Annotated in this window: 13 protein-coding genes; 4 read left to right on the forward strand and 9 right to left on the reverse strand. The window is 69.0% G+C overall.

Annotated features, from left to right (window positions below; translation table 11 throughout):
* The first annotated feature begins 118 nt into the window (after positions 1-118).
* A complete protein-coding gene (locus PARJ55_RS24810; RefSeq protein WP_036713722.1) occupies positions 119-1,120 on the forward strand; it encodes a glycosyltransferase in 1,002 nt (333 codons plus the stop codon).
* Here the strand turns inward: PARJ55_RS24810 and PARJ55_RS0102470 are convergent.
* Genes PARJ55_RS0102470 through PARJ55_RS0102500 form a run of 7 tightly spaced genes read right to left on the reverse strand, consistent with a single transcriptional unit; the run spans position 1,117 to position 9,348 of the window.
* Positions 1,117-1,992, reverse strand: a complete 876-nt coding sequence (locus PARJ55_RS0102470; RefSeq protein WP_028711551.1) for an alpha/beta hydrolase — start codon at positions 1,990-1,992, stop codon at positions 1,117-1,119. The genes PARJ55_RS24810 and PARJ55_RS0102470 overlap by 4 nt on opposite strands.
* The gene (locus PARJ55_RS0102475; protein ID WP_028711552.1) at positions 1,989-3,605 is read right to left on the reverse strand and encodes an ABC transporter ATP-binding protein; all 1,617 of its coding nucleotides are present in this window, start codon (positions 3,603-3,605) and stop codon (positions 1,989-1,991) included. Before PARJ55_RS0102475 ends, PARJ55_RS0102470 begins: the two co-directional genes overlap by 4 nt.
* Positions 3,606-3,608: 3 nt before the next feature.
* Positions 3,609-4,427 (reverse strand): ABC transporter permease, encoded by an 819-nt coding sequence (locus PARJ55_RS0102480; protein ID WP_028711553.1) that lies wholly within the window; start codon positions 4,425-4,427, stop codon positions 3,609-3,611.
* Between the two features lie 4 nt (positions 4,428-4,431).
* A complete protein-coding gene (locus PARJ55_RS0102485; protein ID WP_011751292.1) occupies positions 4,432-5,409 on the reverse strand; it encodes an ABC transporter permease in 978 nt (325 codons plus the stop codon).
* A complete protein-coding gene (locus PARJ55_RS0102490) occupies positions 5,406-6,860 on the reverse strand; it encodes a carnitine 3-dehydrogenase (protein WP_028711554.1) in 1,455 nt (484 codons plus the stop codon). The genes PARJ55_RS0102485 and PARJ55_RS0102490 overlap by 4 nt, the downstream gene beginning before the upstream one ends.
* Positions 6,857-8,416: an ABC transporter substrate-binding protein gene (locus PARJ55_RS0102495; RefSeq protein ID WP_028711555.1), complete on the reverse strand. Its 1,560-nt coding sequence runs from the start codon at positions 8,414-8,416 to the stop codon at positions 6,857-6,859. The genes PARJ55_RS0102490 and PARJ55_RS0102495 overlap by 4 nt, the downstream gene beginning before the upstream one ends.
* A 44-nt stretch (positions 8,417-8,460) precedes the next feature.
* Positions 8,461-9,348 (reverse strand): 3-keto-5-aminohexanoate cleavage protein, encoded by an 888-nt coding sequence (locus PARJ55_RS0102500; protein ID WP_028711556.1) that lies wholly within the window; start codon positions 9,346-9,348, stop codon positions 8,461-8,463.
* Positions 9,349-9,434: 86 nt separating this feature from the next.
* Between PARJ55_RS0102500 and PARJ55_RS0102505 the strand changes: the two genes are divergently transcribed.
* Complete coding sequence (locus tag PARJ55_RS0102505; protein WP_028711557.1) at positions 9,435-10,388, forward strand: GlxA family transcriptional regulator; 954 nt, start codon at positions 9,435-9,437, stop codon at positions 10,386-10,388.
* A gap of 4 nt (positions 10,389-10,392) precedes the next feature.
* Here PARJ55_RS0102505 and PARJ55_RS0102510 read toward each other — a convergent pair whose 3' ends face one another.
* Complete coding sequence (locus PARJ55_RS0102510) at positions 10,393-10,653, reverse strand: DUF1127 domain-containing protein (protein WP_028711558.1); 261 nt, start codon at positions 10,651-10,653, stop codon at positions 10,393-10,395.
* Between the two features lie 104 nt (positions 10,654-10,757).
* On the opposite strand from PARJ55_RS0102510, the gene PARJ55_RS0102515 reads away from it, so the two are divergent.
* The gene (locus PARJ55_RS0102515) at positions 10,758-11,642 is read left to right on the forward strand and encodes a LysR substrate-binding domain-containing protein (protein ID WP_028711559.1); all 885 of its coding nucleotides are present in this window, start codon (positions 10,758-10,760) and stop codon (positions 11,640-11,642) included.
* Here the strand turns inward: PARJ55_RS0102515 and PARJ55_RS0102520 are convergent.
* Positions 11,639-12,103 (reverse strand): PACE efflux transporter, encoded by a 465-nt coding sequence (locus PARJ55_RS0102520; RefSeq protein ID WP_028711560.1) that lies wholly within the window; start codon positions 12,101-12,103, stop codon positions 11,639-11,641. The two genes, PARJ55_RS0102515 and PARJ55_RS0102520, sit on opposite strands and share 4 nt — an antisense overlap.
* An 83-nt stretch (positions 12,104-12,186) precedes the next feature.
* On the opposite strand from PARJ55_RS0102520, the gene PARJ55_RS0102525 reads away from it, so the two are divergent.
* Positions 12,187-13,092, forward strand: a complete 906-nt coding sequence (locus PARJ55_RS0102525) for a LysR family transcriptional regulator (protein WP_028711561.1) — start codon at positions 12,187-12,189, stop codon at positions 13,090-13,092.
* Positions 13,093-13,096: the final 4 nt, after the last annotated feature.

Genomic DNA, 13,096 nt, shown 5'->3' on the forward strand with positions numbered 1-13,096 from the left:
GCTCTGGTGCGGGCGCGCTTGTTCCGGACGCTATCCTTCGATATGTATGCTGTTCATTACGATCCGGGGCGGGCGCAGGCCGGCGATCCGTGGCGTAGTCCTGAACAGCGAACCGGATATGCGTCCAGACCAGATTCCGCCCGCCAGCGCGGTCCCCGCACGCCAGATCATCGCGGCGCTGGTCGTCACGCATGACCGGCTGGAGCGGCTGCGCGTCACGCTCTCGCGCCTGCTGGCCGAGGACCTGGATCATGTGCTGGTCTTCGACAACGCCTCGGGCGACGGCACGCGGGACTATCTGGGCGGCATCAACGATCCCCGGCTGATCGCCGTGCATCACCCGGTCAACCTGGGCGGCGCCGGCGGTTTCGCGCGCGGGCTGCGCCAGGTGGTCGAGACGCTGGACCCCGACTGGGTGGTGCTGATGGACGACGACGGCCGCCCCGCCCCGGGCCAGATCGCGCATTTCCGCAGCCTGGACCTGCGGGGCTGGGACGCGCTGGGGGCGGCGGTGCTGACGCCCGGGGGCCAGGTCTGCGAGATGAACCGGCCCTATCGCAACCCGTTCTGGCGGCTGCCGGAATTCCTGCGCACCCTCGCCGGCGCCTGGCGGCGCGGCTTTCACCTGGGCGACGACGATTACGGCCCCGAAAGCGGACCGGTCGAGATCGACATGACCTCTTTTGTCGGGCTGTTCCTGTCGCGCGCCAGCATCGCCCGCGCCGGCTATCCCGACGAGCGGCTGTTCATCTATGGCGACGACCAGCTTTATACGCTGGAAATGCGCCGCAAGGGCCTGCGCATCGGCTTCCTGCCCGAGATCCGGTTCGAGCATGACACCGGCTCGATCCAGTCCGGCGGGCATCTGGTGCTGCGGCCGATGTGGAAGGTCTATTACATGTATCGCAACGCGCTTCTGGCCTATCGCGTCGCGGCGGGACCGTGGTTCTGGCCGCTTCTGCCGGTGCTGGCGCTGCGCTGGCGCGGCAAGGCGCGGCATTACGGCCCGGACGCGGCGCGCTATCGCAGGATCCTGCAGCGCGCCTTCCGCGACGGGCTGCACCAGAGGCTGGACCGCCCGCATTCGGAAATCGTCGCGCTGGCAGGCAAGCGCGACTAGGCCCGGTCCGCGAATTGCCGGATCGCGACCAGGATCGCCTGGAAGCTGCGCCGCGCCCGGTCGCTGCGGCGGCGGGCGCGCAGATAGCCATGGGGCAGCTCCGGCTCGTTGCGCCAATGCGCCGCGACGCCCTCGACCCGCAGCCGCCGCGCATAGTCGCGCCCGTCGTCGCGCAGCGGATCGACATCGGCGGTGACGACGAAACCCGGCGCCAAGCCGGCCAGGCTGTCGGCCTGCAGGGGACGCGCCAGCGGATCGACGGGGCCTTTGCCATGCAGCGCGGTGTGATAGCCGGCCAGATCCTCGGTCCGCAGCAGGGGCGCCTCGGCATTCTCGCGATAGGAGGGCGCGCTGCCGTCGCCGCCAAGGCCGGGATAGACCAGCACCTGCCCCAGCGGCTGCCGCGCCCCGCGACGCGACAGGCAAAGCGCGGCGGCCAGCAACCCGCCCGCGCTGTCGCCCGCGATGACGGCGGGACGGTCCAGCGCGTCCCAGACCGCCTGCACATCCGCGATCTGCGCCGGCCAGCGATGCTCGGGCGCCAGCCGGTAATCGACCGCGACGACCTGCAAGCCGGTGGCATCGGCAATCTCGGCGCAAATATCGTCATGGCTGTCGAGCCCGCCGACCACGAAACCGCCGCCATGCACATAGGCCACGGCCACGCGGGTCTCCGCGCCATAGACGCGGCAGGGCACGCCGCCGATGCGGCGATCCTCGACCTTCAGGCCGGGCGGGCGCGGGGCGCGAAAGACAGTGCACATCGCATCGTAGAAGCGGCGGTTCTCGGCGGCGCTGGCCGCGTTCGCCTCGGGCGGATAGGCGGCCTCGGTCCGGGCGATGAAGTCCAGCACCTGCGGATCGCGGATCATGCCGCGCCCTCGGCGATGCGGCCCTCGGCGATGCGGCGCGTCAGCCAGTCCGGGTCCATCTGCGGCACCGAGGCCAGCAATTCGCGGGTATAGGCATGGCGCGGCGGGTCCAGCACCTCGGACCTCAAGCCCTTGTCCATGACCCGGCCGCCCTTCATCACCACCACTTCGTCGGCGATGGCGCGGACGGTGGCGATGTCATGGGTGATGAACATGTAGCTGACGCCGGTTTCGTCCTGCACCTTGCTGAGCAGCCGCAGGATGCCCTCGGCCACCAGCTGGTCCAGCGCGCTGGTCACCTCGTCGCAGATGATGAATTCAGGATCGGCGGCCAGCGCGCGGGCGATGCCGATGCGCTGCTTCTGCCCGCCCGACAGCTCGCCCGGCAGGCGGTCGAGGAAGCGCGCCGGTTCCAGCTCGATCTGCTCCATCAGCTCATGCAGCCGCGTCTCGCGCGCGCGGCCGGTCAGGCCCAGGTAGAATTGCAGGGGCCGCGACAGGATCTGCCGGATGGTCTGGCGCGGGTTCAGCGCCGTGTCGGCCATCTGATAGATCATCTGCACCGCCCGCTTCTGTTCCAGCCTGCGCTGCGCCAGGCGCGGCGGCAGGGGCGTGCCGTTCAGCGCGATGCTGCCGGCGCGCGGCGGCAGCAGCCCGGTGATCGCCCGCGCCGTGGTGGACTTGCCCGAGCCAGATTCGCCCACCACCGCCACGGTGGCGCCGCGCGGGATGTCGAAGCTGACCTCGCTGAGCACGTCCAGCGAGGAATAGCCCGCCGTCACCTCGCGGATGCTGATCGTCGGCGCGCTGGCCTGCGGCAGGGTGCGCGGCGGCCGGCGGAACTCGCGCACCGCCCAGAGCGAGCGGGTGTACTCCTGCGCCGGCGCCTCGATCATCCGGCGGGTCGGTGCGTCCTCGACCTCGCGGCCGTGGCGCATGACCTTGATGCGGTCGGCCATCTGGGCGACCACGGCCAGGTCGTGGGTGATGTAGATCGCCGCCGTGCCCGTGGTCTCGACCGCCTGCCGGATCGCCGCCAGCACGCCGATCTGCGTGGTCACGTCCAGCGCCGTGGTCGGCTCGTCAAAGACGATCAGGTCGGGCTTGCAGGCCATGGCCATGGCGACCATCGCCCGCTGCAACTGCCCGCCCGAGACCTGATGCGGAAAGCGCAGCCCGAAATGCTCCGGGTCGGGCAGGTGCATGGCGGCGTAGAGCTGGCGCGCGAAGGCTTCGGATTCCGCGCGGTCCGCCGTGTGGTGGATCGCCGGCCCTTCGCAGAACTGGTCCAGAAGCCGCCATGCCGGGTTGAAGCTTGCCGCCGCCGATTGCGCGACATAGGCCACCCGGCGGCCGCGAAAGGCGCGGCGCCGGCGCTCGGGCAATTGCAGCAGGTCGGTGCCGTCGAGGATCACCCGCCCGCCGGCAAAGCGCAGCCCGCCCTGCGCGAAACCCAGCGCCGCAAGGCCCAGCGTGGACTTCCCGGCCCCGGATTCGCCGATCAGCCCGACGACCTCGCCCCGGGCGACCTGCAGGTCGACGCCGTGCAGGATCGGGGTCCAGCCTTCCTCGCCCCGCGCCTCGACCTTCAGCTTTTCGATGTTCAGCAGCATGGTTCAGTCCTTCAGACCCGAGGCGCGGTGCAGCATCCAGTCCACCACGAAATTGACCGAGACCGTCAGCACGGCGATGCAGGCGGCGGGCAGCAGCGGCGTGATGTCGCCGAAGGTGATCAGCGCCGCATTGTCGCGCACCATCGCGCCCCAGTCCGCCATCGGCGGCGGCAGGCCGAGGCCCAGGAAGCTGAGCGCCGAGATGGTCAGGAACACGAAGCAGAACCGCAGCCCGAACTCGGCGATCAGCGGCGCCGAGATGTTCGGCAGCACCTCGCGGCTGATGATCCACCAGGTGCCCTCGCCGCGCAGCTGCGCCGCCTCGACATAGTCCATCACCATGACGTTCATCGCCGTGGCGCGGGCCAGGCGAAAGACCCGCGTGGAATCGAGGATCGCCACCACCACGACCAGGTTCGCCACCCCCGGCCCCAGCGCCGACAGGGCCAGCAGCGTCAGGATCAGCGCCGGCACCGCCATCAGCACGTCGACCAGCCGCGACAGCGCCAGATCGACCCAGCCGCCAAGCGCCGCCGCCAGCAGTCCGGCAATGGCGCCGATGCCGAAGGCCAGCGCCGTGGTGACCAGCGCCACGCCCACGGTATTGCGCGCGCCCCAGATCAGCCGCGACAGCATGTCCCGGCCCAGCGTGTCGGTGCCAAGGGGATAGGCGGCGCTCCACGGCTCGAACTGGGCGCCGACGATCTGCGCCTCGGCATGGGGGGCCAGCAGCGGCGCGAAGAGCGCGATCACCGCATAGGCGGCGATGACCAGAACCCCCAGGATCGCAGTCGGCGGCATGGTTTTCAGCATCCGGATCATGGGCTTACCTCGGATGCAGCAGGCGGGGGTTCGTGGCGATCGCCAGAACGTCGGCCAGCAGGTTCAGCAGGATATAGACCGCGGCGAAGATCAGCGCGCAGGCCTGCACCACCGGAATGTCGCGGTTGGTGACGCTGTCCACCATCAGCTGACCGAGGCCGGGATAGACGAAGACAACCTCGACGATGACGACGCCGGTGATCAGCCAGGCCACGTTCAGCGCCACCACGTTGACGATGGGGGCCAGCGCGTTCGGCAGGGCGTGGCGGGTGACGACGCGCCAGCGCGACACCCCTTTCAGCCGCGCCATGGTGACATAGGGCGCGCCCAGCACGTTGACCACCGCCGCCCGCGTCATCCGCATCATGTGGGCGGTCACCACCAGGACCAGCGTGATCGCGGGCAGGAAGGCGCGGCCCAGCATCTCGGCCAGCCGCGGCGAGGCGCCGGGATCGGCGATCGAGGGGAACCAGCCCATCCTGACCGACAGCCAGAACATCAGGATATAGGCGATGAAGAATTCCGGAAACGAGATCGCCGACAGCGTTGCCACATTGGCGATGCGGTCGAACCAGCTGCCGCGCCACAAAGCGGCGAGCAGGCCCAGCCCCACCGCCAGCGGCACCGCGATCACCGCCGCATAGGCGGCCAAAAACAGGGTGTTGCCCAGCCGCGCGGCCAGCAGGTCCGCCACCGGCCGGCCATTGGCCAGCGAACGGCCGAAATCGCCCGACAACACCCCGCCGACCCAGTCGAGATAGCGCCAGGCCAAGGGCTGGTCGAGGCCAAGCTCGCGCCGGAAGGCCGCGACGGTCTCGGGCGTGGCGGACTGGCCCAGCACCTGCTGGGCGATGTCGCCGGGCAGCAGGCTGACGGCCAGGAAGATCAGCACGGAGATGACGAAGAGCGTAAAGACCCCGATGCCCAGCCGACCCGCGATCATCCTCAGGATGGGCCGCCGCCGGGCCTCGGCGGCGCTCATGCGGTGGCCTCCTTCTGGCGGATCGGGCGGATGCCGGCGCCGGCATGGTCGGGATGCGGCGCGCCGTCCTGCGCGGCCACCCGGTCCAGCGCCTCCAGCAGCGCCGGCGGCATCGGGATGGCGCGGCCCTCGCCGGTATCGACATGCAGCAGCATGTGTTCGCCGGTCGCGGCCTCGGTCCCGTCCTCGCGCAGGATGACGTGATGCAGGCGGAAGCGTTTCGCGTCATGGCCCAGCAGCCGGGTCTCGACGGTCAGCAATTCGCCGGCCCTCACCTCGGCCAGATGGCGGATATGGGTCTCGACCGTATAGGCCGAGCGGCCCTGCGCCCGGTAATCGGCATCCAGCCCGATATGGATCAGGAAGGCGTCCGTCGCATCGCCCAGCACCTGCAGATAGCGGAACTCGGTCATGTGGCCGTTGTAGTCGACCCAGCCGCCGGTCACGCGGGCCTGATGGATGCGCAGCGGATAGCCCTCGGCCCGCACGGGCGCGCGGGCATAGAAGCCGTCCTCCTGCGCGCGCACGGTCTTGCCGACACCCCAGTCGTTCGCCTTGAGTGCCTGGAAGATGCCGACCAGGTTGTCGTCGCGGATCCGCTCCAGCTCGCGGATCGAATGCCGGCCCGACTGCGCGTCGGACTGGCCGGCGATACGGTCGATCAGCGCCTCGTCGAGGTCGGGCACCTCCATCAGCTTGGTCCAGGGCCATTTCAGCGCCGGGCCGAACTGGCCGAGGAAATGCCGCATCCCGGCCTCGCCGCCGGCGATGCGATAGGTCTCGAACAGGCCCATCTGCGCCCAACGCAGGCCGAAGCCGAAGCGGATGATGTCGTCGATCTCCTCGGTGGTGGCGATGCCGTCATGGACCAGCCACAGCGCCTCGCGCCAGACGGCTTCCAGCAGGCGGTCGCCGATATGGGCGTCGATCTCGCGCGCGATCCGGACCGGCTTCATGCCGATTTCGGTCAGGATCTCGCAGGCGCGATCCGCCGCCTCGCCGCCGCCCACGACCTCGACCACCGGCAAAAGGTAGACCGGGTTGAAGGGATGGGCGACGAGGATGCGGGCGGGATGCCGCGCCCCCTGCCGCAACTCGGACGGCTTGAAGCCCGAGGTCGAGGAGCCGATCAGCGCCGTCCCGGGCGCGGCGCCCTCGATCTCGGCGATGATGCGGTGCTTCAGCTCCAGCCGCTCGGGCACGCTTTCCTGGATGTAATCGGCGTCCCGGACCGCCTCGGCGACCGAGCCGGCCCAGAGGATGCGCCCCGGCCGGGGCGGCGGCGCCTGGAACAGCCTTTCCCAGGCGCGGGTGGCATTCGCCAGCACCTCGCCGACGATGCGCTGCGCCTCGGGATGCGGGTCGTGGACCGCCACGTCATGCCCCGAGAGGATGAAGCGGGCGATCCAGCCGCCGCCGATGACCCCGCCGCCGATTGCCGCGATCTTCATGCCTGCCACCACCGTTCCACGATCTTCCAGCCGTCGAGGAAGCGGTTCGACGCCACCTCGCCATGCGCCACCTTGTCATTGGCCACGTCGATATAGTTCACGAAGATCGGGATGATGGTGCCGCCGTCCTCGGAGACCAGCCCCTGCATCTCGCGATACATCTCGGCGCGCAGGCTGTCGTCCAGCTCGGCCCGCGCCTTCAGCAGCAACTCGTTGAAGCGTTCGTTGTCCCAGTGGCTCTCGTTCCACTCGGCGCCCCGGGCATAGACCAGGCTGAACATGTCATCCTCGGTCGGGCGGCCGTTCCAGTAGCTGACGCAGAAGGGCTTCTTCAGCCAGACGTTGGACCAATAGCCGTCGTCCGGCTCGCGCTTGACGGTCAGGTCGATCCCGGCCGCCTTGGCCGATTGCTGGAACAGCTGCACCATGTCGAGCGCCCCGACCGAGGCCGCGTCCGAGGCCGAAATCTCGACCTTCAGCCCCTCCATGCCGGCCTGTTTCAGGTAATGTTTCGCCTTGTCCGGGTCATAGGCCCGCTGCGGCAGGTCGCCGGCAAAGAAGCGGTTCGCCGGCGCGATCGGGCTGTCATTGGCGATCTGGCCATGGCCGCGCAGCACCTTGTCCAGCACCTCCTGCCGGTCGATGGCGTATTTCAGCGCCAGCCGCAGGTTCGGATCGGTAAAGGGCGCCTGGTCGCAGAACATCGGCATGGTGTAATGCGCGGTCCCCGTCACCTCGACCAGTTGCAGGCCCGGACGGCGCTGCAACAGGTGCAGCGTGGCGAGGTCGGGCGAGTTGATGACATCGACCTCGCCGGTCATCAGCGCGTTCTGCCGGGCGGTGGCGTCGTTGATGGTCAGCAGCACCGCCTCGTCGAACCAGGCGCGGTCGGGCTTCCAGTAATCGTCGCGGCGCTTGAGCGTGATGCGGACGCCCGGCTCGAAATTCTCCAGCACATAGCCGCCGGTTCCCAGGCCCGACTGCCAGTCCAGCGTGCCGTCCTCGTTCGCCGGCATGATGACGAAGTGATAGTCCGAAGTCAGATAGGCGAAATCGGCATTGCCCGAGGTCAGCTCGAACACCACCACATTGTCGCCATCGGCGCGGATCTCCTTGACCTGCTCCAGCGAGCCCTTGGCGCCGGACTTGGTATCCGCACCGCGATGGTGGTCGAAGGACGCGATCACGTCCCGCGCCGTGACCTTGCGCCCGTCCGAGAAGGTGACGCCGTCGCGCAGGCGGAAGGTCCAGACCCGGGCCTCGGCATCGGGCTCGAACTCGGCCAGTTCGGGCACGGCCTGGCCCTTGGCGTCGATCTCGACCAGGTTGTTGCAGACCGCCAGCATCGCCGTCACCACCGGGCCGGCGGCATAGGTCGCCGGGTCCAGCGTGTCCGAGGTCGCGCCGCCCAGATGGCCGATGCGCAGCCTGCCGCCGCGCCTGGCCTCTTGCGCCCGCGCGCCGCGCGGCAGGATCAGCCCCGCCGCCGCCATGCCCGCCGCGCCGGCCAGCAAGCCCCGCCTTGTCAGCCCCCGACTCGTCAGATTGATGCTCATGATGGACCCCCTGTCTTGTGTTATGGATTGGTTCGGCCTGCGGCTCAGCGCCGGGTCAGCTTCAGCGTGTCGCGCACCTCCTGCGGGCCGAGGATGCAGCAGCCCATCGCATTCAGGATCGTCGCCGCCCGCTCGACCAGATCGCCGTTGCGGGCCGGCACGCCCTTGTCCAGCCAGATATTGTCCTCAAGCCCGACACGGACATTGCCGCCGGCCAGCGCCGCCTGCGCGACGTAAGGCAATTGCATCCGCCCGATCGAGAACATGGAATAGACCCAGCCGGGCGGGATGTTGTTCACCATCGCCATCAGGCTGTTCGGATCGGCGGGCGCGCCATAGGGGATGCCCATGCACAGCTGGATCATCACCGGATCGTCGATCAGCCCCTCCTCCACCAGCGTCTTGGCCAGCCACAGATGGCCGGTGTCGAAGACCTCGATCTCGGGCCGCACCCCCGCCGCCTGGATACGCGCCGCCATGGCGCGCAGCGTGCCGGGGGTGTTGGTCATGACGTAATCGGCCTCGGCGAAGTTCATCGTGCCGCAATCGAGGGTGCAGATCTCGGGCAGCAGTTCCTCGACATGCACCAGCCGCTCGCTGGCGCCGATCAGGTCGGATTGCGGCGACAGCGGCAGCGGCGCCTCGGCCGAGCCCAGCACGATGTCGCCGCCCATGCCCGCCGTCAGGTTCAGCACCACGTCGGTGCCCGCGGAACGCACCCGGTCCACCACCTCGCGATACAGCGCCGGATCGCGCGAGGGCGCGCCGGTCTGGGGATCGCGCACATGCACATGGGCGATGGCCGCGCCCGCATTCGCCGCCTCGATGCAGGCTTCGGCGATCTGCCGGGGCGTGATCGGCACCAGGTCGGACTTCTTGTGGCTCTGCCCCGATCCGGTCACCGCGCAGGTGATGAAGACGTCACGGTTCATTCATGGCTCCGGCAATATGTGATTTCACCGCAGCCTGACAGCTATTTGGCTGGCATGATGTGCAATTTACGCCATAATCTTTGCCTATGTCGCCAAAATCGCCGCTGCACCTGACCTTCCTGCTGTTCGACGGCTTCTCGAACATGGTGCTGGCCAGCGCCATCGAGCCCCTGCGGGCGGCGCGCGACCTGTCGGGGCGGCGGCTGTTTTCCTGGCAGGTCGCTTCGCTGGACGGCGGGGCGGTGACCAGTTCCTCGCGGCTGGCGATCTCGGTCGATCTGCCGCTGGAACGGGTGGGGGCGACGGATGCGCTGATCCTGGTTTCGGGCTATGGCATGCGCGACCATCTGCAGCGCGACTCGGCGCAGGCGGTGCTGCGCAAGGCGCGGGGGCTACCGGTGGTGGGGGGCCTTGATACCGGGGCGTGGCTGCTGGCCCGCATGGGCCTGCTGGCCGGGCGCCGGGCCGCGATCCACTGGATGGAGCGCGGGGCACTGGCCGAGGCTTTCCCCGAGATCACCGTGGTGCCGGACCCCTATGTTGCGGACGGCAACATCGTCACCTGCGGCGGCGCGCAAAGCGTGCTCAGCTGGTCGCTGGACCTGATCGGCGCGCAGGCGGGCGAGGCGCTGCGCTTCGACGTGGCGAACATGTTCGGCCGGGTGATGGGGCGCAGCACCGATCCGGTGGAATGGCAATTGCCCAGCCGCATGACCGACAGCGCGCTGCCGCCGTCGCTGCAGCGCGCCATCGTCGCCATGCGCGAGACCGCCGAGCAGCCCTTGCCCCTGCCCCGCATCGCCGAGCGCGCTGCGCTGTCGCCGCGCAGCATGGACCGGCTGTTCCATGCCCATCTGGGCCTGTCGGCCGGCGGCTATTACCGGCAGATCCGGCTGTCCCATGCCCGGGCGCTGGCCTTGGAGACCAAGCTGACGCTGGGCGAGATCGCCTCGCGCACCGGGTTCTCGTCGCCCGCCACGCTGGCGCGCGCCTATCGCAAGCAGTTCGGGGAAACCGTGCGCAAAAGCGCGGCGGGCTGACGCCTTACCACAGATGCCGGCGCAGCGCGTCGCCTTCCTGCGGCGGGGCGGCCGTGTCGCTGCGCGTGTCGGCGACGCCGATGTCGCGCAGCAGATGCGCCGGCAGATCGGCCAGCGCCTTGCGGGTCGCGGGATGGTCCAGCGCCGCCATGCGCCCCTCGCATGGCGATAGGCTGGACTTATCCCGGCGCAGCACACCGAAAAGCAGCCGGGTCAGGCCCGGCAGGAAGGGGCGTTGGCGATCGCATACGGAATTATCGGACATTTTTGCCCTCCTTTCGGTGGTCATGGTTGATCCACGCTTCGATCATGCTAGGTTTCCACGGCAATGACCAACAAAGCCTCGGCAAGCATCCATAAGGCAGGCTTATGTCGATTCCCCCGCTTGCCGCCCTGCGCGCCTTCGAGGCGGTGGCGCGGCACCTGAACTTCACCCGCGCCGCCGAGGAACTGGGCATGACCCAGGCCGCGGTCAGCTATCAGATCCGTTTGCTCGAGGAACGGCTCGGCACGCCGCTGTTCCTGCGCAAGCCGCGCGAGATCGTGCTGACCGAGACCGGGGCGCTGTTCGCCCGGCCGACCATCGACGCCTTCGACATGCTGCGCGAAGCCTTTGCCGACCCCTCGGCGGATTCGGTCTCGACCCTGTCGATCTCGACCGTGCCGACCTTCGCCGGGGCCTGGCTGTCGCCGCGGCTGGGCAAGTTCCAGATGAACCACCCGAACCTGGCGGTGCGGCTGGAGACCAGCGACAATCTGGTCGATTTCGGGCGCGAGGACATCACCGTCGCCATCCGCGCCGGCGAGGGCGGCTGGCCGGGGGTCGAGGAGCATTTCCTGATGCCCATCGAATACACCCCCATGCTGTCGCCGGCACTGGCCAGGAAGCACGAGCTGCGCGAGCCCGCCGACCTGCTGAAGCTGCCGCTGCTGGACCGGGTGGACCCGAACTGGGCGGTCTGGATGCGCGAGGCGGGGGTGGATTTCTGGGAGGCCCCGCCCAAGCCCGGCCTGACGCTCTCGACCGACCTGCACGAGGCGCGGGCGGCGCTGGAGGGTTACGGCGTGGCGCTGCTGACGCCGCGCTTCTTCCGCTTCGAGCTGGCGACCGGCAGCCTGATCCAGCCCTTTCCGCTGGTGGCGCAGAACGGCCGCAGCTTCTGGCTGGTCTATCCCAAGGGCCGCCGCAACCGTCCCGCGATCCGCAAGTTCCGCGCCTTCCTGCTGGACGAGATCGCCTGCGATCCGGGCTAGGCCGGCTGGCGGCGCCCGTGATCCCGCCCGCGACCCTGCGGCGCGGCAGGCAGCGGGAAGATCCGGTCATAGGCGATGTTGAAGACGAAGTTGTAGACCAGATAGAAGGCCACGATGAACAGGTCGAGCAGCAGCGTCTGCCACAGCGTCATGCCCAGATACCAGGCCATCGGCGGCAGCAGCATGACCAGCAGGCCCAGCTCGAACAGCGCGGTATGCAGCAGCCGGTGACGCAGCGACTTGCCGACATGGCCGACCCAGCGCCGCATGGCGTGGTCGAAGCCCAGGTTGAAGACAAAAGTCCAGACCGTGGCCAGCGTCGCCGCGCCGACGCCGACGACGCCCATGTCGAACACCGGCTTGTCATAGATCCAGGCGGCCAGCGGGGTGACGATCGCCAGGCCGATCAGCTCGAAGCTTACCGCGTGGCGGACCCGGTCCGGGAAACTGCGCATCGTCATCGTGATTCCTCATCGTTGCTTGCTGCGCTTTCTATCTGTATTTTCCAGAATACAAAGTTAGATACCATCGGATTTGCGGATAGATGACCGTCACGCTGGACCAGCTGGAAGCCTTTGTCGCCGCCGCGCAGCACGGCTCGTTCTCGGCCGCCGGCCGGGCGCTGCGCAAGGCGCAGTCGGCGATCAGCACCCAGGTCTCGAATCTCGAGGACGACCTGGGCGTGGCGCTGTTCAGCCGCGAAGGACGCAACCCGGTGCTGACGCCTGCGGGCGAACGTCTGCTGGCCGAGGCCCGCGTGGTGCTGGACCGCCGCGAGCACCTGATCGGCGTCGCCGCCAGCCTGACCGCGCATGTCGAGCACCGGCTGGTCGTCGCCATCGACGAGCTTTATCCCGAAGAGCCGCTGGCGACGCTGTTCGCCCAATTCGCCGCGCGCTTCCCGCATGTCGAGCTGGAACTGCTGTTCCCGATGATGGAGGATGTCAGCCGGCTGGTGCTGGACGGCAAGGCCGATATCGGCGTGATGTGGCGGCAAGAGGTGCTGCCGACCGAGATCGCCTTCCACACGCTGGGCTGGGTGCCGCTGAAGCTGGTCTGCGGCAAGGACCACCCGCTGGCCCATACGGTGGTGGACTGGGAGGACCTGAAGCGCCACCGCCAGCTGATGGTCGCGGTGCGCAGCGAGGGACCGGAAAAGCAGCGCCTGCGCACGGCGGCCGAGGTCTGGTGGGTTGAAAGCCACTGGGTGATCCTGCAACTGGTGCGCCGCGGCATCGGCTGGGCGCTGGTGCCCGACCACATCATCGAGGAATCGCCGGTGCGGGACGATCTGGTCACCCCGGCGCTGCAATTCGACGGCGCCGACTGGCCGGTGGCGCTGGAACTGGTCTGGCACAAGCAGCGTCCCAGCGGCCCGGCCGCGCGCTGGCTGCGCGAACGCTTTGCCGCCATGCGGATCAGCGGCTTTCCGGCCCCGGGCGCCGGCTAGGACC

The organism is Paracoccus sp. J55, from assembly GCF_000513975.1.
GTDB lineage: Bacteria > Pseudomonadota > Alphaproteobacteria > Rhodobacterales > Rhodobacteraceae > Paracoccus.